Source organism: Aeromonas sanarellii (assembly GCF_000820085.1).
Taxonomy (GTDB): Bacteria; Pseudomonadota; Gammaproteobacteria; order Enterobacterales; family Aeromonadaceae; genus Aeromonas; species Aeromonas sanarellii.
Window position 1 is genome coordinate 23725 of the sequence record NZ_CDBN01000004.1, and the last position, 20735, is coordinate 44459.

Here is a 20735-nt window from a genome sequence, read left to right on the forward strand (position 1 = left end):
AGCTTATTCCTCCACTTTCTTTTGTCCGCGGGTCTGAACTTCCTGGGTCAACAGAGCAATCAACTCTTCAACAGGATAAGAGCCCAGGTCAGCCCCTTTACGAGTACGCACTGCAATCTTGCCGGCTTCTACTTCTTTATCGCCGCAGACCAGCATGAAGGGCACTCGCTTCAAAGTATGCTCGCGGATTTTAAAGCCAATCTTCTCATTTCTCAAGTCCGCTTTTGCGCGAAGTCCCGCATCATTCAATGCTTTGGCCACTTTCACTGCATAATCGGCCTGGTTATCCGTGATATTCATCACCACCGCCTGAGTGGGAGCCAGCCAGGTCGGGAAGAAGCCGGCGTACTCTTCGGTCAGGATCCCGATGAAGCGTTCCAGCGAGCCCAAAATGGCGCGGTGGATCATCACGGGCACGTGGCGCTCGTTGTCTTCGCCCACGTAGGTGGCGCCGAGACGACCCGGCAGGGCAAAGTCGAGCTGCACGGTACCACACTGCCAGGCACGATCAAGGCAATCGTGCAGGGTGAACTCGATCTTGGGACCGTAGAAGGCCCCCTCGCCCGGCTGCAGGTCGAACTTCAGACCGTTCAGCTCCAGCGCTTCGGCCAGGGCGGCCTCGGCGCGATCCCAGGCTTCGTCGGAACCGATGCGCTGCTCGGGACGGGTGGAAAGCTTGACCACTATGTTCTCGAAGCCGAAGGTACCGTAGACGTCGTAGACCATGCGGATGCACGCAGACACCTCTTCCATGATCTGCTCTTCGGTACAGAAGATGTGGGCGTCATCCTGGGTGAAGCCGCGCACCCGCATCAGGCCGTGCAGGGAACCGGACGGCTCGTTGCGGTGGCAGGAGCCGAATTCGGCCATGCGCAGCGGCAGATCCCGGTAGGATTTCAGACCCTGGTTGAAGATCTGCACGTGACCCGGGCAGTTCATCGGCTTGATGGCGTACTCGCGGTTCTCGGACTGGGTGGTGAACATGGCCTGGGCATATTTCTCCCAGTGACCAGAACGCTCCCACAGCACGCGGTCCATCATGAAGGGGCCTTTCACCTCCTGATAGTCGTACTCCTTGAGCTTGCCACGGATGAAGGTTTCCAGCTCGCGGAAGATGGTCCAGCCGTCGTTGTGCCAGAACACCATGCCCGGCGCTTCTTCCTGCATGTGATACAGGTCGAGCTGCTTGCCGATCTTGCGGTGGTCGCGCTTGGCGGCCTCTTCGAGGCGCTGCAGATAGGCCTTGAGCTGCTTCTTGTCGGCCCAGGCGGTACCGTAGATGCGCTGCAGCATCTTGTTGTTGGAGTCACCGCGCCAGTAGGCGCCGGACATCTTCTGCAGCTTGAAGTGGTGGCAGTGACGCATGTTGGGCACGTGCGGGCCGCGGCACATGTCGATGTACTCTTCGTGATGATAGAGACCTGGCTGATCATCACGGGCAATATTCTGATCCAGGATCTCGACCTTGTAGGTCTCGCCACGGGCTTCGAACACGTCGCGCGCTTCCTGCCAGGAGACCTTCTTCTTGACGACGTCGTAATCCTTGGCGGCCAGCGCCAGCATGCGCTCTTCCAGGGCAGCCAGATCTTCCTCGGTCAGGGTGCGGTCGAGGTCGACGTCGTAGTAGAAACCGTTGTCGATGACGGGACCGATGGCCATCTTGGTCTGGGGCCAGAGTTGCTTGATGGCGTGACCCAGCAGGTGGGCACAGGAATGGCGCAGGATATCCAGACCTTCTTCGTCTTTGGCGGTGATGATGGCTAGGGAGGCATCGGCCTCGATCAGCTCGCAAGCATCCACCAGTTCACCGTTCACCCGGCCGGCAATGCACGCCTTGGCGAGGCCGGGACCGATGTCTGCGGCGACGTCCATGACGGAAACGGCGTGGGGGAATTGACGTTGGCTGCCGTCAGGCAGAGTAATGATTGGCATTCGGTGTTTCCTTATACAGTGGTGCCCCCTACCAAAGGGCACATGTGAAATAGAGATGTCCTTTTATATCGAGCACTATTCACCTTTGTGTTTCACCGCTCACAATGCGGTTGCTACACGCCGTGGCACACAGACGCAGACTGTGCATGGCGCTCGATTGACAGGTACAGCGGAGGATTGTATCAGACGCGACAACTCAGACAAGTTGTCTTGGCGATTTTGCATACCATCGGCCATGACAGGCGCCGGTTGCCGGATGGTGCCCTGACGATGCCCGACCCGCAACGCCGCGCCCTGTGCTAGGTTTCCAGTGAGGCGTCAGCCCGAGCAAGGAGAGCAAGATGTACACCTATGACATTTCGTTTCCGGAGCATGCAGAGAAGATCATCCACCCGGACCACCTGTTGACGACACACTGCCCCGTTCATATCGGGGAGCTGGTGATCCTGAGCGACGGCAGCAAACGGGAGGTATGCAGCATAGTGCACAGCACCGATCGCAGTACGCTTTATGTCACCGACGTGACGCCCGGCAAGGTCACCGCCAGCCGCTGACCTGTTAGCCGGCATTCAGGAAGGACTGTCCGTTGAAATCGAAGGCGCTGCGTCCCTCCTCGGCCAGCGCCAGTTCCTGCAATACCTGCAATGCCAGCCTGTTACCCTTTTGCGAGGCCTGATAGAGCCACTGCTTGGCCTCGGCCAGGTCGACACGGCCATTGGCCCCCACCAGGTGAAGCACTCCCACCTTCAACATGGCGGGCACATCGCCGTTGCGAGCCGCCAGCTCCATCCAGTGAAACGCCTCGCGCAGATCCCGCGTCACACCGGCGCCGCGCAGATAAACCTCTGCCAACCGGTATTGGCCGAAGGCATCCCCCGCCTCGGCTGACTGGCGGTAGAGACGGATGGCCTGGCCCATGTCCTGCTCGCTCCCCTGCCCCACCTCGTGGCTCCAGCCCATCAGCGCCTGCGCTCGTGGCTCGCCCTGGTCCGCCAGCGGCTGCCAGATCCGGGTCGCCTCATCGAAATGGCCGCTGCGCCAGGCACGGTTGGCCGCCGCCAGCTCCTGCTCGGTGGAGAGCGGGATCAGACGCCAGATGACCAGGGCGATGATGGCGATGAAGAGCCAGCGGGAGGTGGTGGGTTGCATGATGATTTCCGTGATCCAGTTCGCATTTCGTCTATGTAAACGAAATGTAGCAGCAGATCAAGCGGGAGATATCCAGCCCGACCCCTTTACACGGGCCCGGACTTGCAGTTTGAGGTGCCACGCCTCAGAATAACTGTATGTATGAACAGTATCTGGATTTGATGAGATGGCAGGACGAGGCAGCTCCCACAATGTCGATCACCGCTTCAGCGGTCCGCTCGTCGAAGCGGTCGATGATGGCTGGGCCCAAACCGAGTGGGAAGCGGCATTCGCCGCCAGCGATCCCCGTACCGAGGTGCGGGAGATAACTGCTCGCAGCATCATCAGCTACAACAACTCTCCCGATGTCCCGTTTGGCCGCTCCATCAACCCCTATCAGGGGTGCGAGCACGGCTGCATCTACTGCTACGCAAGGCCCAGCCACGCCTATCTGGAGCTCTCTCCCGGTCTGGATTTCGAAACCAGGCTGTTCGCCAAGCTCAACGCCGCCGAACTGCTGCGCCGGGAGTTTGCCAAGCCGAGCTACCAGCCACAGACCATAGTGCTGGGAGCCAACACCGATCCCTACCAGCCCATCGAGCATCGCTACCGCCTGACCCGTGCTCTGCTGGAAGTGATGCTGGCACACCGCCACCCGGTGGGGATCATCACCAAGAGCGTCATGATATTGCGGGATCTGGACCTACTGGCCGAGTTGGCCAAAGCCGGGCTATGCCAGGTGATGGTGTCGGTCACCACCTTGAACGAGACGCTCAGGCGGCAGTTGGAGCCCAGGGCCAGCACGGGGGTTGGGCGGATCAAGGTGATCGAACGACTGGCCAAGGCCGGTGTGCCGGTCGGCGTGCTCGCCGCCCCCATGATCCCCAGGCTCAACGAGCCTGAACTGGAACAGATCATCAAGGCCGCCGTCGACGCCGGGGCGGGCTGTGCGGATTACATCTTGCTGCGATTGCCCCACGAGCTCACCACCCTCTTTTGCGACTGGCTCGATACGCACTATCCCGGCCAGAAAGAGGCGATCCTCAACCAGCTGCGGGCAAGCCGGGGCGGCGCACTCAACAGCGCCACCTTTGGCAGCCGCATGCGAGGTGAAGGGCAATTTGCCGATCTGCTGGCCCAGCGTTTTCGGCTCATCAGCAAGCGGCTCGGGCTTGGCAAGCGCCACGTTCAGTTGCGCCAGGATGCCTTCATCCGCCCCGGCGAGCAGTTGACGCTCTTCTAGGAGCGGCTAACCCCGGCAGTAACGAGTGATCTCATCGAGTGCGCTCGTCCCTGCCCTGCTCCAGCAGCTCGGCGGGCAGCCTCGACGGTTCATGGGCCACTTCCAGCCACTCTTCGCCACAGGCTGACGGCTCGGCTTCGCCCCATACCCTGCTCCACCAGATCTCCCAGGTTATCCAACTGGTCATATGCCACTCCCGTTCGCTCGATGTGATCCACGCTGAAGGCGATGCAGGAGGCACCGCTCGCCGAGCAAGATAACCCTCAGCCATGACACCCGAGTGACAGACAAATGACCAAATGGTACGGCCCTGACAGCCTATGGGTCAGCGTCATTGAAACCTGAAACCACTCACAACTTCAGCGAATTCACCTTGAAATTCATCACAAATCGACCGGAATTCGATTGCGAGTGTTCCTGGTTGTGCCAAAGCTGAGCCGCCCATTTCAGGCAGAGTCACAACAACAAGACAGGGACATAACAATGAAACACACAGCGGGAATGCTGGCGATCGCAGGTATGCTGATCGCCCCCTTGGCGCATGCCGATGTCATACTGCACGCCTTCAACTGGAAATACAGTGAAGTCACTGCCAAGGCCGATCTCATCAAGGCTGCCGGCTACAAGCAGGTGCTCATCTCACCGCCTCTGAAGTCCTCGGGCGACGAGTGGTGGGCTCGTTACCAGCCCCAGGATCTGCGCCTGGTCGACACCCCCCTTGGCAACAAGCAGGATCTGGAGCAGCTGATCGCCGCGATGCAGACCCGAGGCATTGCCGTCTACGCGGACGTGGTGCTCAACCACATGGCCAACGAAAGCTGGAAGCGCAGCGACCTCAACTACCCCGGCAGCGAGCTGCTGCAAAGCTACGCCGGCAATCCGGCCTACTTTGAACGCCAGAAGCTCTTTGGCGATCTGGGGCAGAACTTCCTCGCCGGCCAGGATTTTCATCCGGAGGGGTGCATCACCGACTGGAACAATCCGGGCCATGTCCAGTACTGGCGACTGTGCGGCGGGGCGGGTGACAAGGGGCTGCCGGATCTGGACCCCAACAACTGGGTGGTGAGTCAGCAACAGGCTTACCTGCAGGCGCTCAAGGGGATGGGGATCAAGGGTTTTCGGGTCGATGCGGTCAAGCACATGAGCGATTACCAGATCAACGCCGTGTTCACCCCCGAGATCAAACAGGGGATGCACGTCTTTGGCGAGGTGATCACCACGGGGGGCGCCGGCAACAGCGACTATGAGAACTTCCTCAAACCCTACCTCGACAGCAGCGGCCAGGGGGCCTACGACTTCCCGCTCTTCGCCTCCCTGCGTGGAGCGCTGGGCTACGGCGGCAGCATGAACCTGCTGGCCGATCCCGGTGCCTATGGTCAGGCACTGCCGGGTAGCCGCGCCGTCACCTTCGCCATCACCCACGATATCCCCACCAACGACGGTTTCCGCTACCAGATCCTCAACCAGACCGACGAGAGACTGGCCTATGCCTACCTGCTCGGTCGTGATGGCGGTTCGCCTCTGGTCTACTCCGATCACGGTGAAACCAGGGACAAGGACGGATTGCGCTGGCAGGACTACTATCTGCGCACCGATCTCAAAGGGATGATCCGCTTCCATAACACAGTGCAGGGTCAACCGATGCAGCTCATCGGCAGTAACGACTGCTTCGTGCTGTTCAAGCGTGGCAAGCAGGGTCTGGTCGGCATCAACAAGTGCGACTACGAGCAGGAGTACTGGCTCGATACCGCCAGATTCGAGATGAACTGGTATCGCAACTACCGGGATGTGCTCGACCAGAATGCCGTGGTCAACGTGCAGAGCCAGTGGGTAAGGCTGACCATCCCGGCCCGCGGCGCCAGAATGTGGCTGCAGGAGTGACAGTGGGCTGGTAACGCCGAGCCAGATAGAAAACAAAAGAGCGACCGTGAAGGTCGCTCTTTTTTCTGGTCAGGGGGTACGATTACTCGTCGCCCGCCTCCCCTGCATCGACGGATCCCGTGTCAGCCGCGGTATCGGTGCCTTCGGACACCTCCCCCTCGACGGCCAGGGTCTCGGTTTCCTCTTCGTCACTCTCGGCAACGCGCTGCAGGCCGACCACGGTCTCATCTTCACCGGTACGGATCAGACGCACGCCGCCGGTATTGCGGCCGATGACGCTCACCTCGGACACCCGGGTACGCACCAGGGTACCGCCGTTGGTGATCAGCATGATCTGGTCGGTATCTTCCACCTGGATCGCATCGATCACCTTGCCATTGCGTGAGTCCACCTTGATGGAGATGACACCCTGGGTACCACGGCTCTTGGTCGGGTACTCGTCCAGCGCGGTGCGCTTGCCGTAGCCGTTCTCGGTGGCGGTGAGGATGGCGCCGACCCCGCGCGGCACGATGAGGGAGACTACCTTGTCACCGGCGCCCAGCTTGATGCCGCGCACACCGGCGGCGGTACGGCCCATGGGACGCACGCCCTTGAAGGTGCCCTTGCTCTCGGTGCCTTCGCCGTTGTCGCTGCCGTCATCGTCGTTGCCGGCATCGTCGTCGGCCTCGACTTCGTCGCTGGCATCCGCATCGGCGCGGCCACTGCCTTCCGCGAAGCGAACAACCTTGCCCGCATCGGAGAACAGCATGATCTCGTTGCTGCCGTCGGTGATGTCCACCCCGATCAACTCATCCCCCTCTTTGAGGTTGATGGCGCGAATGCCGGAGGAGAGCGGACGGCTGAAGTCGGACAGGCTGGTCTTCTTCACGGTGCCGTTGGCGGTGGCGAAGAAGACGTACTTGTCGGCCTCATATTCCTTCACCGGCAGGATGGCGGTGATGCGCTCACCCTCTTCCAGCGGCAGCAGGTTGATGATCGGACGGCCACGGGCGCCACGGGACGCCTCCGGCAGCTGATAGACCTTGAGCCAGTAGACCTTGCCACGGGTGGAGAAGCACAGGATGGTGTCGTGGGTGTTGGCCACCAGCAGACGCTCCACGAAGTCCTCTTCCTTGATCCGGGTGGCCGACTTGCCACGACCACCGCGGCGCTGGGCCTCGTAGTCGGAGAGCGGCTGATACTTCACATAGCCCTGGTGAGACAGGGTCACCACCACGTCTTCCGGGGTGATCAGATCTTCGATGTTGATCTCGGCGCTGGACATGCTGATCTCGGTGCGACGCTCGTCGCCGTACTGCTCGCGCACGGCCAGCAGTTCGTCACGGATCACTTCCATCAGGCGCTCCGGGCTTGCCAGGATGTGCAACAGCTCGGCAATGAGATCCAGCAGAGACTGGTACTCTTCCAGGATCTTCTCGTGCTCGAGGCCGGTCAGCTTGTGCAGACGCAGGTCGAGGATGGCCTGGGCCTGGATCTCGGTCAGGAAGTACTGCCCTTCACGGATGCCGAACTCCGGCTCCAGCCACTCGGGGCGGGCCGCGTCGTCGCCGGCTTTCTCCAGCATGGCGGCCACGTTGCCGAGCGCCCAGCCCTTGGCCACCAGCGCCACTTTCGCATCCGCCGGGGTCGCGCTGTGGCGAATGAGCTCGATGATGGGGTCGATGTTGGCCAGGGCCACCGCCAACCCTTCCAGGATGTGGGCCCGATCCCGCGCCTTGCGCAGTTCGAACACTGTCCTGCGGGTCACCACCTCGCGGCGGTGCAGCAGGAAGGCATCCAGGATCTCCTTGAGGTTCATCACCTTGGGCTGGTTGTTGTCCAGCGCCACCATGTTGATGCCGAACGTGGTCTGCATCTGGGTGTGCTTGTAGAGATTGTTCAGCACAATCTCGCCGGACTCGCCGCGCTTGATCTCGATGACGATGCGCATGCCGTCCTTGTCGGACTCGTCGCGCAGGGCGCTAATGCCCTCGATCTTCTTCTCTTTGACCAGCTCGGCGATCTTCTCGATGAGCCGCGCCTTGTTCACCTGATAGGGGATCTCGTGGACGATGATGGTCTCGCGACCGCTCTTCTCGTCCACCTCCACCTCGGCCTTGGCCCGCACATAGACGGAGCCGCGACCGGTACGGTACGCCTGCACGATGCCGGAACGGCCGTTGATGATGCCACCTGTGGGGAAATCCGGGCCGGTGACATGGGTCATCAGCTCGTCGATGGTGAGGTCGCCATTCTCGATCAGCGCCAGACAGCCGTTGACTATCTCGGTGAGGTTGTGAGGCGGGATGTTGGTCGCCATGCCCACCGCGATACCGGAGGAGCCGTTGACCAGCAGGGTGGGGACCTTGGTGGGCATGACCGCCGGGATCATCTCGGTGCCGTCGTAGTTCGGCACCCAGTCCACGGTCTCTTTGTCCAGATCGGCCAGCAGCTCGTGGGAGATGCGCGCCATCCGCACTTCGGTGTAACGCATGGCCGCGGCGTTGTCGCCGTCCACCGAACCGAAGTTGCCCTGACCGTCGACCAGCATGTAACGCATGGAGAAATCCTGCGCCATGCGGACGATGGTGTCATACACGGCACTGTCGCCGTGGGGGTGATATTTACCGATTACGTCACCGACCACACGGGCCGATTTTTTATAGGGCTTGTTCCAGTCGTTCCCCAGCTCGTTCATTGCATACAGAACGCGGCGGTGAACCGGTTTCAAGCCATCACGCACATCCGGTAGAGCTCGTCCTACGATCACGCTCATGGCGTAATCCAGATAGGAACTCTTGAGCTCTTCTTCGATGTTGACCGGCGTGATCTCTCTGGCCAGATCGCTCATAGAAAGCCTTAATCCCTAATTAGTTGTTCTTTGGCTTAAACAGCGCGACATGGTAACACACTGAGCCAAATACCTTAAGCCACAAATCCGGTAACAAGTCGGGCTGGTGTGACAAAGTCCGTCCGTTATAATGCCCGCCAGGACAATAGATTGCGCACCAGACTCCAAGCCGTGCGCCCTGCCACAGGATCATCAAAAAATGCACAGTGACGCCAATGTCGATCTGACAGAAATCGCCAAATTCGAAGCCATCGCCTCCCGCTGGTGGGACATGGAGGGCGAATTCAAGCCGCTGCACCAGATCAATCCGGTGCGCCTTGACTGGATCACCGACAAGAGCGGCGGCCTGTTCGGCAAGCGCGTGCTCGACATCGGCTGCGGTGGCGGCATCCTCTCCGAGAGCATGGCCCGCCGTGGTGCCAAGGTCACCGGCATCGACATGGGCAAGGAGCCCCTCGGCGTCGCCCGCCTGCACGCTCTGGAGCAGGGGGTGGAGCTCGAGTATCGCCAGATCACCGCCGAAGCCCACGCCGATGAGGCTCCCGGCCAGTATGACGTAGTCACCTGCATGGAGATGCTGGAGCACGTGCCGGACCCGGCCTCGGTGCTGCGCGCCATCGCCACCCTGGTACGACCGGGGGGCAAGGTGTTCGTCTCCACCATCAACCGCAACCCCAAGGCCTATCTGATGATGATCCTCGGCGCCGAATACTTGATGAAGATGGTCCCCAAGGGCACCCACGATCACAAGAAGTTCATCACCCCGGCGGAGCTGTGCCGCATGGGTGAGGCGGCAGACCTGCTGGTGCGGGACATGAGCGGCGTGCACTATGCGCCGCTCTCCAACCGCTTCAAGCTCGGTGCCAACGTCGACGTCAACTACATGGTGGCTTTCGAGCGCCCGGAGCAAGGCTGATGAGCGTACCCCACCCGATGCCCCTTCGCTGCGTGCTGTTCGATCTCGACGGCACCCTGCTCGACACGGCGCCGGACCTCGGCGCCGCCGTCAACCACGTGCTGGTCAGCGAAGGTTTTGCGCCGCTCTCCGACGACATCATCCGTCAGACCACCTCCCACGGGGCCCTGGGGCTGCTCAGGGCCGGTCTTGGCGACGAACTGCTCGAGGAGCTGGGGGCCACTCGCCTTCGCACCGCCCTGCTCGACCATTACGCGGCCAACCTCTGCGTCGGCACCCGCCCCTATGACGGCATGGTGGATCTCATCGAATGGCTCGACGAACGGAAGATGCCCTGGGGCATCGTCACCAACAAGCCGGGCTTTCTCACCGAGCCGCTCTTGGCCGCCCTGCCGGCACTCGCCAACTGCGGCGTCACCGTCAGCGCCGACACCCTGCCGGTGCGCAAGCCCGACCCCGCCCCCATGTTCTTTGCCTGCGAGCGGCTCGGGGTGGACGCGGCGCACTGCCTCTATGTGGGGGATCATGTGCGGGACATCGAGGCGGGCCGCAACGCCGGCATGCGCACCGCGGTGGCGGGCTGGGGTTATCTGCACGGCGACGAGGATCCCGCCCTTTGGGGCGCTGACTTGCACTTCGATACGGTGCAGGCCCTGCACCACTGGCTGCGCTACGAACTGGGCTGAGTTCGCCTCGCCGTCTTATAGATGGATTGCCCGGGCAGCTTTTGGGATCATCAATGTCCATATGAGCACCATTCATGCCTGACGGCCCGGCGTGCCAAATGAGAGAGGGATCTCAAACGATCCCTCTTTTTCACGGTTTGGCAAGCCTCCAGAGAGGGGGACAGGACACCTTTTGACCCTGTCTGCGCAAGGGATAACCAGACTGAATTTGCTAGTAAAAACACCCCGCTTTCGCAAGCAAAAAAAGTTATTTTAATTTTCCATCTTCGATCGCCGGACTTGCATTTGCCGGATCGGACGCATGAAAACCCGTTCGCTGTGAGCGTCCACTAACTCCACTCCCGACACCCACAATTTATCCACAGCAATTGCGTTATCCACAGATTGCAATGCCGTGCCGACCTCACTATCTTGTAGTTCGCATTCAAAATAACACTATATCTTGTGATTCATCGCGCATTACGCCCCTACCCCGTCGCCAGGATTGGTCCGTCGGGAGCGTCGCGCGATGGTTTTTCGGGAATCCACCGATGCCGCCAGGCATCAACTAAAGGGGTCATCAGCCAATGAACTTGTTTGTGACGAAGCGTAACGGACACAAAGAACCCATCGATCTGGACAAGATCCACCGCGTGCTCGACTGGGCCGCCGAGAAGCTCGACAACGTGTCGGTCTCCCAGGTGGAGCTCAAGTCCCACATCCAGTTCTATGACGGCATCCGTACCGCCGACATCCACGAGACCATCATCAAGGCTGCTGCTGACCTCATCTCCGAACAGAGCCCGGACTACCAGTACATGGCCGCCCGCCTAGCCATCTTCCACCTGCGCAAGAAGGCCTACGGCCAGTTCGAGCCGCCCCACCTCTACCAGCACGTGGCTCGTCTGGTAGACATGGGCAAGTACGACAAGCACCTGCTGGAAGACTACAGCCAGGCTGAGTTCGAGGAGCTGAACGCCCACATCGACCACTGGCGCGACATGGACTTCTCCTACGCGGCGGTCAAGCAGCTGGAAGGCAAGTACCTGGTGCAGAACCGCGTCACCGGCGAAATTTACGAGAGCCCGCAGTTCCTCTACATCCTGGTGGCGGCCTGCCTCTTCTCCAAGTATCCGAAAGATACCCGTTTGGACTACATCAAGCGCTTCTATGATGCGGTCTCGACCTTCAAGATCTCCCTGCCGACCCCCATCATGAGCGGCGTGCGCACCCCGACCCGCCAGTTCAGCTCCTGCGTGCTGATCGAGTGCGACGACAGCCTGGACTCCATCAACGCGACCGCCAGTGCCATCGTGCGCTACGTCTCCCAGCGTGCCGGCATCGGCATCAACGCCGGCCGCATCCGGGGTCTGGGCAGCCCCATCCGTGGCGGCGAAGCCTTCCACACCGGCTGCATCCCCTTCTACAAGTACTTCCAGACTGCGGTGAAGTGCTGCTCCCAGGGCGGCGTGCGCGGCGGTGCGGCCACCCTCTTCTACCCCCTGTGGCACACCGAGGTGGAGAGCCTGCTGGTGCTAAAGAACAACCGCGGCGTGGAAGAGAACCGGGTCCGTCACATGGACTACGGCGTGCAGATCAACAAGCTGATGTATCAGCGCCTCATCAAGGGCGGCGACATTACCCTGTTCTCCCCGTCCGATGCACCAGGCCTCTATGACGCCTTCTTCGCGGACCAGGACAAGTTCGAAGAGCTCTACGTCAAGTACGAGCAGGATCCGGCCATTCGCAAGAAGACCCTGAAGGCGGTGGACCTCTTCTCCCTGATGATGCAGGAGCGTGCCGGTACCGGTCGCATCTACATCCAGAACGTGGATCACTGCAACACCCACAGCCCGTTCGATCCGAGCGTGGCACCAGTGCGCCAATCCAACCTCTGCCTCGAGATCGCGCTGCCCACCAAGCCGCTCAACAACGTGGATGACGAGGATGGCGAGATCGCGCTCTGTACGCTGTCTGCCTTCAACCTCGGCGCCATCGAGAAGCTGGAAGATCTGGAAGAGATGGCGGATCTCGCCGTGCGCGCCCTGGATGCCCTGCTCGACTATCAGGACTACCCGCTCAAGGCCGCGATGAAGGGCAGCATGAACCGCCGCACCCTGGGGATAGGTGTCATCAACTACGCCTACTACCTGGCGAAGAACGGTGCCCGCTACTCCGACGGTTCCGGTCTGGCCCTGACCCACCGCACCTTCGAGGCGATCCAGTACTACCTGCTGAAGGCGTCCGTGCAGCTGGCCCGCGAGTTCGGCCCCTGCCCGGCGTTCAACGAGACCACCTATGCCCAGGGGATCCTGCCCATCGATACCTACAAGAAGGATCTGGACGCCCTGTGCAACGAGCCCCTGCACCTCGACTGGGAAGCGCTGCGCGAAGAGATCCGCATCGTGGGTCTGCGCAACTCCACCCTGACCGCCCTGATGCCGAGCGAGACCTCCAGCCAGATCTCCAACGCTACCAACGGCATCGAGCCGCCGCGCGGCCTGGTGTCGGTGAAAGCCTCCAAGGACGGCATCCTCAAGCAGGTGGTGCCCGAGTACCACCGCCTCAAGGATCAGTACGAGCTGCTGTGGAAGCAGCCGAGCGTCGACGGTTACCTGCAGTTGGTCGGCATCATGCAGAAGTTCGTGGATCAGGCGATCTCCGCCAACACCAACTATGATCCGGCCCGTTTCGAAGGCAACAAGGTGCCGATGAAGCAGCTGCTCAAGGACTTGCTGACCGCCTACAAATACGGCCTCAAGACCCTCTACTATCACAACACCCGCGACGGGGCCGACGACACCCAGACCGATCTGCAGGATGACGGTTGTGCCGGCGGGGCCTGCAAGATCTAACCGCGAAACGATCCGATGAACCGGGCGGGAGCATCAAGCTCCCGCCTTCCTGTTTCCCCTATTTCACGACATTCGAACCATGGCCTATTCAACTTTTTGCCAGACCCAAAACGATCAGCTCAAGGAGCCGATGTTCTTCGGCCAGTCGGTCAACGTGGCCCGTTATGATCAGCAAAAGCACGACATCTTCGAGCGGCTGATCGAGAAGCAGCTCTCCTTCTTCTGGCGCCCGGAAGAGGTGGATGTCTCCCACGACCGCATCGACTTCCAGGCCCTGCCCCCCCATGAGCAGCACATCTTCATCTCCAACCTGAAGTACCAGACCCTGCTGGACTCCATCCAGGGCCGCAGTCCCAACGTGGCCCTGCTGCCCCTGGTCTCCATCCCGGAGCTGGAGACCTGGATCGAGACCTGGGCCTTCTCCGAGACCATCCACTCTCGCTCCTACACCCACATCATCCGCAACATCGTCAACAACCCGGGCCAGGTGTTCGACGACATCGTGACCAACGAGCAGATCCTCAAGCGCGCCGGCTCCATCAGCCACTTCTATGACGATCTCATCGAGGCCACCTCCGTCTACCACCTGCACGGCGAAGGGACCCACCGGGTGGGGGATCGCGAGGTCTCCATCACCCTGCGGGATCTCAAGAAGAAGCTCTATCTGTGCTTGATGAGCGTGAATGCGCTGGAGGCGATCCGCTTCTACGTGAGCTTCGCCTGTTCCTTTGCCTTCGCCGAGCGCGAGCTGATGGAGGGCAACGCCAAGATCATCAAGATGATCGCCCGCGACGAGGCCCTGCACCTGACCGGGACGCAGCACATGCTGAACCTGATGCGCAGCGGCAACGACGATCCCGAGATGGCGGAGATCGCCGTCGAGTGCGAGCAGGCCTGCTTCGAGATCTTCAAGGAAGCGGCCCTGCAGGAGAAGGAGTGGGCCGAGTACCTGTTCCAGGACGGCTCCATGATCGGCCTGAACAAGGACATCCTCTGCCAGTACGTGGAATACATCACCAACCTGCGCATGGCGGCCGTCGGCCTGCAGCCGGCCTTCGCAGGCACCAAGCAGAACCCCATCCCCTGGATCAACACCTGGCTGTCGTCCGACAACGTGCAGGTGGCGCCCCAGGAGGTGGAGGTGAGTTCCTATCTGGTGGGTCAGATCGACAGCGAAGTGCACGCCGACGATCTGGGTGACTTCGAGCTGTGATCACGGACGCCGGGATGCAGGCCAGGTTGACGACATCACCGCCGAAATACCCGGTGGAATGGCGCCATGAGTGACGCCATCGGCACCCCGGCCCCTGCCCCGCTGGCGACCGGTGAGGCAGCGGCCGCGCCCCGGATCCACACCCGGGATGACGTGCTGCACGCAGAGCCCGGCGAGAGCCTGCTGGAGACCCTGGAGCGCCACGGCCACAGGGTCGAGTTCCAGTGCCGCAGCGGCTATTGCGGCGCCTGTCGCACCCCGCTGATCGCAGGCAAGGTGCACTACCCTGCCGCCCCGCTAGCCTTTGTCTCGGTGGGTGAGTGCCTCCCCTGCTGCTGCCAGCCGGTGGGCGCCATCAAGCTGGACATCAAGAAGGGCTAAGATACTGTCTGCCGCCAGCCAGTCACGAAACAAAAAGCCGCCGGATTGCTCCGGCGGCTTTTTTCATGGGGATTCCCGTCTCTCGGGGGAAGTGAGGGGCCGTGGCCCCTCATGCGTTACAACCAGGGGGCGGCGGTCGGCCCGTGGTGCAGGCCTAGCTTCCAGACCCGGCCAAAGTGCTTGTAGTGACCGGCAGCCACCCCGGCCTTTTCTCCCATGCCGTGGTAGAGGTCGAGGTGGCCCTTCTTCACCGCCCCGCCCACATCCAGCGCGATCAAGAGGCGCAGCTGGTGCCTGCCGGTCCAGTTGCCCGCCTTGTCGAGCAGCGGCACTTCCGCGAGGATGGGGGTGCCCATGGGCAGCAGGGTCTTGTCAGCGGCCACCGCCGCCATGGGCAAGAGCGGAATGCCGGCGGCCCCCACCACGTCGTTGGTGGGACGGCGCTCGAAGAAGACATAGGAGGGGTTCTGCTCCACCAGCTCCTTGACGCTCTCCTCCGGCTGGCGGCTGGCCCACTCCTTGATGGCCTTCATGGACATCTGCTCCTTGGGCACCTCGCCACGGTCGATCAGCACCCGGCCGATGCTGACATAGCCGTGACCGTTCTTGCCGCTGTAGCCCAGATACTGCAACCTGTCGTCGTCGCCGTAGTGGACGAAGCCGGAGCCCTGCACGTCCATCAGGAAGTTGTCGATGAGGGACTTGCTGTAGCCGAGCTCCAGCCCGCGGTTCGCCAAGGCCCCGTCGTGGATCTGGGCCCGGCTCGGGCAGCGGCCGCCGCAGTTGGGCATGGCGTAGATGGGGTACTTGTACTCGGCATCCGGGCGGTGGCGCACCTCCAGCACCGGCGAGTAGTAACCGGTGAAGAGCACGTTGCCCATGCGATCGGCGCCGCCCAGCTGGGCCAGGCTGATGCCGTACTGGGTGATATGGGCGGGATTGCCGCCATTGGCGACCCAGCGGGAGAGCTGGCGATAGAGCTCTCCGTAGCGGCTCGCCATGCGGCCGGAGCGCTCCAGTACCATCCGGCTCTGGGGGCCGAACTTGCTGTAGTCGGCGCTGGCGCGGCTGTTGACCCGCTCCACCCGCACCAGATCCCCCGCCAGGGCACCGTCCAGATACTGCTTGCCCAGATTCTCCGGCACCTCACAGTTCAGAAAACATCCGGATCCCGCCTTCTTCTGGGGCACCTTGACCGGTTCAGGGCTGCCCGCACAACCGGCCAGGCCCACCACGGCGGCGGCCAGCCAGTACGCATGTCTATTCATATGTCCTCATATAACACCGAGTGTCTTGCACGGCGGGGAAGATGCCAAAATTGCCCGGGGAAAGCAAACGCCTTCCGCCCCCGCACGGCGGATTTCTCCTGCAGGGATCTTCTGGGTTATAACAAGGTGACAGGATGTGAGGGATCGTGGATGGAACAGCTCGAATTCTTCCCGCTCCAGAGCCCCTGCATCGGGGTCTGCGAGCTGAACAACAAGGGGTATTGCAAGGGGTGCCTGCGCAGCCGCGAGGAGCGTTTCAACTGGCTCGCCATGACCCCGGCCCAGCAGCAGGAGGTGATGCGCCTGTGCCGGGGCCGCAAGGCCAGGGTCGAGGCCGCCCGTCGCAAGGCCAGAGAGGGCGAACCGCCCGAATCCCCCCCGCAACCCGGCCTGGATCTCTGACGCTTTCCCCTCTTTTTGCCAACCATAAGAAAGGCGGCCCGCAGGCCGCCTTTTTCATTCACCGACATCCGACTCAGGCGGTCGCCAGCCTGGCCTGCTCCTCGCCGCGCTTGAGCATGGCGTAGGAGACACCGGTCAACAGCGAGCCAGCCGCGATCGCCAGTATGTACATCATGACGTTGCTGATGGCGTTCGGGATGAAGAGCACGAACAGACCGCCGTGGGGCGCCACCAGTTCACAGCCGAACAGCATGGAGAGCGCACCGGTCAGGGCGCCGCCCACCATGCAGGCCGGGATGACCCGCATGGGATCCTTGGCGGCAAAGGGAATGGCCCCCTCGGAGATGAAGCACAGACCCAGCACGAAGGAGGCCTTGCCCGCTTCCTGCTCCGCCTTGATGAACTTCTTGCTGGCCAGGAAGGTGGCGATGCCCATTCCCAGTGCCGGCACCATGCCGGCGGCCATCACGGCAGCCATGGGGGCATAGGTCTTGGAGGCGAGCAGGCCGACCCCGAAGGCGTAGGCCGCCTTGTTGACCGGGCCCCCCATGTCGAAGCACATCATGGCGCCGATGATGACCCCCAGCAGCACGGCGTTGGCGGAGCCCATGTTGTTGAGGAACTCGGTCATGGCGTTCATGATGCCGGCCACCGGGCCGCCCACCACGTAGATCATCACCAGGCCGGTGAACAGGCTGGCAAAGAGCGGGATGATCAGGATGGGCTTGAGCGCCTCCAGGGTCACCGGCAGGCGCACCTTGTCGCTCAGGTACTTGGCGCTGTAACCGGCCAGGAAACCGCCGACGATGCCGCCGAGGAAACCGGCGCCCAGGGAGCTTGCCAGCATGCCGGCGATCATGCCGGGGGCCAGACCCGGACGGTCGGCGATGGAGTAGGCGATGTAACCCGCCAGCACCGGGATCATCAGGGCGAAGGCGGAGCCACCGCCGATCTTCATCAGGGCAGCGGCCAGGGTTCCCTCCTCCTTGAACGCCTCAATCCCGAAGATGAAGGAGAGCGCGATGATAAGGCCCCCCGCCACCACCATGGGCAACATGAAGGAGACGCCGGTCAGCAGGTGCTTGTAGGGGCCTGCCTTCTCCTCTTTCTTGGGTTGGGCGCCGCCGCTGTGGCGATAGGTCTTGGCCTCGGTCCAGGCCTTGTCGAGCTCGGCGCGGGTCTTCTTGAGGGCCGCCCCCGTGCTGGTGCGATAGACAGGCTTGCCGTCGAAGCGCGCCATGTCCACCTCAATGTCGGTGGCGAGGAACACCAGATCGGCGGCGGCAATCTCGTCCGCCGTCAGGGCGTTCTGGGCACCGACCGAACCCTGGGTCTCGACACGGATCTGGTGGCCCAGTTGTTTGGCCATGGTCTCCAGGGCCTCGGCCGACATGAAGGTGTGAGCCACCCCGGTGGGGCAGGCGGTCACCGCGACGATGCGCTTGACACCGGCAGCCGCCTTGGCCACGGCGGGCGCGGCCTGGTGGCGATAGACGCTGGCGCCGCTCGCGGCGGCCTCCAGCAGGGCGGCAGGATCCTGCAGCGCCAGGTCCATGTCACCCCGATAGAGCGGCTTGCCGTCATAGGCGGCGAGATCAACGGGGCTGCTTGCCACCACCAGCACCAGATCGGCGGCGGCAATCTGCTCCTTGCCCGGCACCTGACGGGGTTGCACACTGGAGTCGACGTCAAGCGTCAGCTCCCAACCCGCTTGCTTGGCCTGCTGTTCTATCCGTTTTGCAGCGAGAAAGCTGGTGGCAATGCCCGCCGGGCAAGCCGTAACCAGAATTGCTTTCATTGGGCATCTCCTGAGTTAGACATTGAATGGGTATGGGGTTGAGCCGGTGCCAGGTCATCCAGACGCTGTACGCGCACCCGCTCGAGCAAGGGATCCAGCTCGCGCACATCGTCGAAACCGACCGCGACCTGGCTGACCGCCAGGGCCGAGACGGCGGTGGCCAGACGCAGGGTCTGCTCCGGTGTCCAGCCGAGGCTGAGGCCATGGGCCAGCCCCGCCACCAGGGAGTCGCCGGCACCGACCGTGCTGACCACCTCCATGCGCGGCGGAATGGCCTGCCAGGTGGCGTCCGGGCCAAACCAGACGAGGCCGTCTGCGCCGTTGGAGACCACCACGTGGGGGATCCCGGCGGCCTGCAGGACGCGGGCACACTCGGCCTGATCGCTCAAGGTCCTGATGGGGCGCCCGGCCCACTGCCCAAGCTCCTCCAGATTGGGTTTGACCAGGGTCGGCGCCGCCTTGAGCCCTTCCCCCAGGGCCGCCCCGCTGCAATCGAAGATCACCCGCTTGCCCCTGGCCTTGAGCAGCCGAATAAGCCGGGCGCAGTAGTCGGGTGCCACCCCCTTGGGCAGACTGCCCGCCAGCACGAACCAGTCGGCCTGAGGGGCCAGTTCGTCCAGCGCCGCCTCCAGGGCGCTCACGTCGGCGTCTCGCACGGTGAGGCCCGGCAGGTTGAGATCGGTGACCCGGCCCGATTGCTCGGAGATCTTGACGTTGATCCGGGTGCTCCCCGCGACGCGCACGAAGCGATCGGCCAGGGCACGCTCCTCGAACAGGGTGACGAAGCTCTGCTGGTTCTCGGCGCCAAGCCAGCCGGTCAGGCCCACGTCACGACCGAGATCCTTCAAGACCATGGCGACGTTGATCCCCTTGCCGGCGGCGCGCAAGTTGGCCTCGCCCACCAGGTTCACCTCCCCCAGGTGCATGGCTTCCAGGCGGGTGGTGAGATCCAGCGCCGGGTTCAGGGTGATGGTGACGATGTCCATCAGTGCGCCCCCTCGCCCAGACCGGCGGCGATGGCCTCGCCCAGCCCCTTGAGGGCCGCTTCGGCATCCGGCCCTTCGGCACGAAACGCGAGGCGATGACCGCACTTGACCCCAAGGCCGATGACCTTCATCAGACTCTTGGCGGAAACCGCCTCGCCGCTGCCATCCAGGTTCGCGACGCGAATGTCGGATTCATACTCCTTGGCCACCTTGACCAGCATGGCGCCAGGGCGGGCGTGCAGACCGTGGGGGTTGACGATGGTGAAGGTGTCGGAAAGACCGCTGGCCGGGCCTGTCTGCAGCATGCTCAACCCGTCGGCGCCCGCGAGCGTCCCGAGCTGGCCGGCGGCGGCCAGTTTGGCCAGGTTATCGAGCTGCGCCAGATGGCTGCTATCTGCGGCGCAGAGCAGCAGCAGGGCGCTGACCGGTTGCCCCCCTACGCTCAGCACAGTGCTAGGCGTGGCCAACACCCAGCCGGTCTGGGCCGCTTGTGCCCGCGCCAACCAGATGCCCTCGCCCAGGTAGGCGGGTTCGCTAGCCAGGAGGGCGCTCACCATGGCGGCATCGCCCCAGCCGGCGGATTTGGCACGGGCAGCGGCGCCCAGCAACAGCTGGTCGCGATCGTCCGCCGGGAAGTCGGCCAGGGTCAGGACCTGCACCTCTTTGGCCGCCGTCGCCCCGGTCAGGATATTGATGATGGTCTCTTCATCGGTGGCTTCCTTCAACTGAGCGGCCGCCTGTTCATCACCCAGCACGTGGGTGAGCTGACGCAGTATGCCCAGATGCTCGTCGGACTTGGCGGCGATGCCGATGGCCACATAGGCAGTCTGCCCGTCGTCCCACTCGATGCCGTGGGGGAACTGGGCCACCATGACGCCTGTGCTCTTCACCAGATGGCGGGTGTCGGTGGTGCCGTGGGGAATGGCGATGCCGCTGCCCAGGTAGGTGGCGTGCTGCGCTTCCCGCGCCAGCATGCCGTCCACATAGCCCGCCTCCACCAGACCGGCCTCGGTCAGTTTGCTTGCCAGCAGGGCGATGGCGTCCGCCTTGGTCGTCACCGTTTGTCCCAGCAGGATTTGCTGTCGCGCCAACTTCAACATAGAGATTCTCCATCAGGTCCGGCGGCGCCTCGCGGCGTACCGGCTCAACTCAATTTTCGGGTAACTAGCCTGCTGACAATAGACGGGGATCTCTCGCTTTGGTGAGCCGCAACCCATTTCAAAGCTCAGATAATCAT

At 62.5% G+C, this 20735-nt stretch carries 17 protein-coding genes; 9 read left to right on the plus strand and 8 right to left on the minus strand.

Annotated elements, in window-relative coordinates:
* Window positions 1–3: 3 nt before the first annotated feature.
* The gene (gene thrS / locus BN1132_RS00855) at window positions 4–1932 is read right to left on the minus strand and encodes a threonine--tRNA ligase (RefSeq protein WP_042074195.1); all 1929 of its coding nucleotides are present in this window, start codon (window positions 1930–1932) and stop codon (window positions 4–6) included.
* Window positions 1933–2273: 341 nt separating this feature from the next.
* Between thrS and BN1132_RS00860 the strand changes: the two genes are divergently transcribed.
* Window positions 2274–2486: a hypothetical protein gene (locus tag BN1132_RS00860; protein WP_042074197.1), complete on the plus strand. Its 213-nt coding sequence runs from the start codon at window positions 2274–2276 to the stop codon at window positions 2484–2486.
* Between the two features lie 4 nt (window positions 2487–2490).
* Here the strand turns inward: BN1132_RS00860 and BN1132_RS00865 are convergent, their stop codons facing one another.
* Window positions 2491–3081, minus strand: coding sequence for a tetratricopeptide repeat protein (locus BN1132_RS00865; RefSeq protein ID WP_042074198.1), 591 nt, complete (start codon window positions 3079–3081; stop codon window positions 2491–2493).
* A gap of 166 nt (window positions 3082–3247) precedes the next feature.
* Here BN1132_RS00865 and BN1132_RS00870 point away from each other — a divergent pair, with 166 nt between their 5' ends.
* Complete coding sequence (locus tag BN1132_RS00870) at window positions 3248–4303, plus strand: PA0069 family radical SAM protein (protein ID WP_042074200.1); 1056 nt, start codon at window positions 3248–3250, stop codon at window positions 4301–4303.
* 31 nt (window positions 4304–4334) lie between these two features.
* On the opposite strand, the gene BN1132_RS20095 is transcribed toward BN1132_RS00870, so the two are convergent.
* Window positions 4335–4490 carry a hypothetical protein gene (locus tag BN1132_RS20095; RefSeq protein ID WP_167335691.1) on the minus strand — a complete coding sequence of 52 codons (156 nt, stop codon included), beginning with the start codon at window positions 4488–4490 and terminating at the stop codon, window positions 4335–4337.
* Window positions 4491–4786: 296 nt separating this feature from the next.
* Between BN1132_RS20095 and BN1132_RS00875 the strand changes: the two genes are divergently transcribed.
* The gene (locus BN1132_RS00875) at window positions 4787–6184 is read left to right on the plus strand and encodes an alpha-amylase family protein (protein ID WP_042074201.1); all 1398 of its coding nucleotides are present in this window, start codon (window positions 4787–4789) and stop codon (window positions 6182–6184) included.
* 82 nt (window positions 6185–6266) lie between these two features.
* Here BN1132_RS00875 and gyrA read toward each other — a convergent pair whose 3' ends face one another.
* Window positions 6267–9014: a DNA topoisomerase (ATP-hydrolyzing) subunit A gene (gene gyrA, locus BN1132_RS00880; RefSeq protein ID WP_042074202.1), complete on the minus strand. Its 2748-nt coding sequence runs from the start codon at window positions 9012–9014 to the stop codon at window positions 6267–6269.
* A 199-nt stretch (window positions 9015–9213) separates the two neighbouring features.
* Between gyrA and ubiG the strand changes: the two genes are divergently transcribed.
* The 5 genes from ubiG (at window position 9214) to yfaE (ending at window position 15044) form a co-directional block, all read left to right on the plus strand.
* Complete coding sequence (gene ubiG / locus BN1132_RS00885) at window positions 9214–9930, plus strand: bifunctional 2-polyprenyl-6-hydroxyphenol methylase/3-demethylubiquinol 3-O-methyltransferase UbiG (protein WP_042074203.1); 717 nt, start codon at window positions 9214–9216, stop codon at window positions 9928–9930.
* The gene (locus BN1132_RS00890) at window positions 9930–10616 is read left to right on the plus strand and encodes an HAD family hydrolase (protein ID WP_042074204.1); all 687 of its coding nucleotides are present in this window, start codon (window positions 9930–9932) and stop codon (window positions 10614–10616) included. The genes ubiG and BN1132_RS00890 overlap by 1 nt, the downstream gene beginning before the upstream one ends.
* A gap of 566 nt (window positions 10617–11182) precedes the next feature.
* Window positions 11183–13450: a class 1a ribonucleoside-diphosphate reductase subunit alpha gene (gene nrdA / locus BN1132_RS00895; protein WP_042074205.1), complete on the plus strand. Its 2268-nt coding sequence runs from the start codon at window positions 11183–11185 to the stop codon at window positions 13448–13450.
* 79 nt (window positions 13451–13529) lie between these two features.
* Window positions 13530–14663: a class Ia ribonucleoside-diphosphate reductase subunit beta gene (gene nrdB, locus BN1132_RS00900; protein ID WP_042074206.1), complete on the plus strand. Its 1134-nt coding sequence runs from the start codon at window positions 13530–13532 to the stop codon at window positions 14661–14663.
* A 66-nt stretch (window positions 14664–14729) separates the two neighbouring features.
* The gene (gene yfaE / locus BN1132_RS00905) at window positions 14730–15044 is read left to right on the plus strand and encodes a class I ribonucleotide reductase maintenance protein YfaE (RefSeq protein WP_042074207.1); all 315 of its coding nucleotides are present in this window, start codon (window positions 14730–14732) and stop codon (window positions 15042–15044) included.
* Window positions 15045–15160: 116 nt separating this feature from the next.
* Here yfaE and mltA read toward each other — a convergent pair whose 3' ends face one another.
* Window positions 15161–16312 (minus strand): murein transglycosylase A, encoded by a 1152-nt coding sequence (gene mltA / locus BN1132_RS00910; RefSeq protein WP_042074208.1) that lies wholly within the window; start codon window positions 16310–16312, stop codon window positions 15161–15163.
* 150 nt (window positions 16313–16462) lie between these two features.
* Between mltA and BN1132_RS00915 the strand changes: the two genes are divergently transcribed.
* The gene (locus tag BN1132_RS00915) at window positions 16463–16714 is read left to right on the plus strand and encodes a DUF1289 domain-containing protein (RefSeq protein ID WP_042074209.1); all 252 of its coding nucleotides are present in this window, start codon (window positions 16463–16465) and stop codon (window positions 16712–16714) included.
* Window positions 16715–16787: 73 nt separating this feature from the next.
* On the opposite strand, the gene fruA is transcribed toward BN1132_RS00915, so the two are convergent.
* Genes fruA through fruB form a run of 3 tightly spaced genes read right to left on the minus strand, consistent with a single transcriptional unit; the run spans window position 16788 to window position 20598 of the window.
* Complete coding sequence (gene fruA, locus BN1132_RS00920) at window positions 16788–18512, minus strand: PTS fructose transporter subunit IIBC (RefSeq protein WP_042074210.1); 1725 nt, start codon at window positions 18510–18512, stop codon at window positions 16788–16790.
* Window positions 18509–19498 (minus strand): 1-phosphofructokinase, encoded by a 990-nt coding sequence (pfkB, locus tag BN1132_RS00925; RefSeq protein ID WP_042074212.1) that lies wholly within the window; start codon window positions 19496–19498, stop codon window positions 18509–18511. The genes fruA and pfkB overlap by 4 nt, the downstream gene beginning before the upstream one ends.
* On the minus strand, window positions 19498–20598 hold the full coding sequence (gene fruB, locus BN1132_RS00930; protein WP_042074213.1) for a fused PTS fructose transporter subunit IIA/HPr protein: 1101 nt from the start codon (window positions 20596–20598) through the stop codon (window positions 19498–19500). The genes pfkB and fruB overlap by 1 nt, the downstream gene beginning before the upstream one ends.
* Window positions 20599–20735 lie beyond the last annotated feature (137 nt).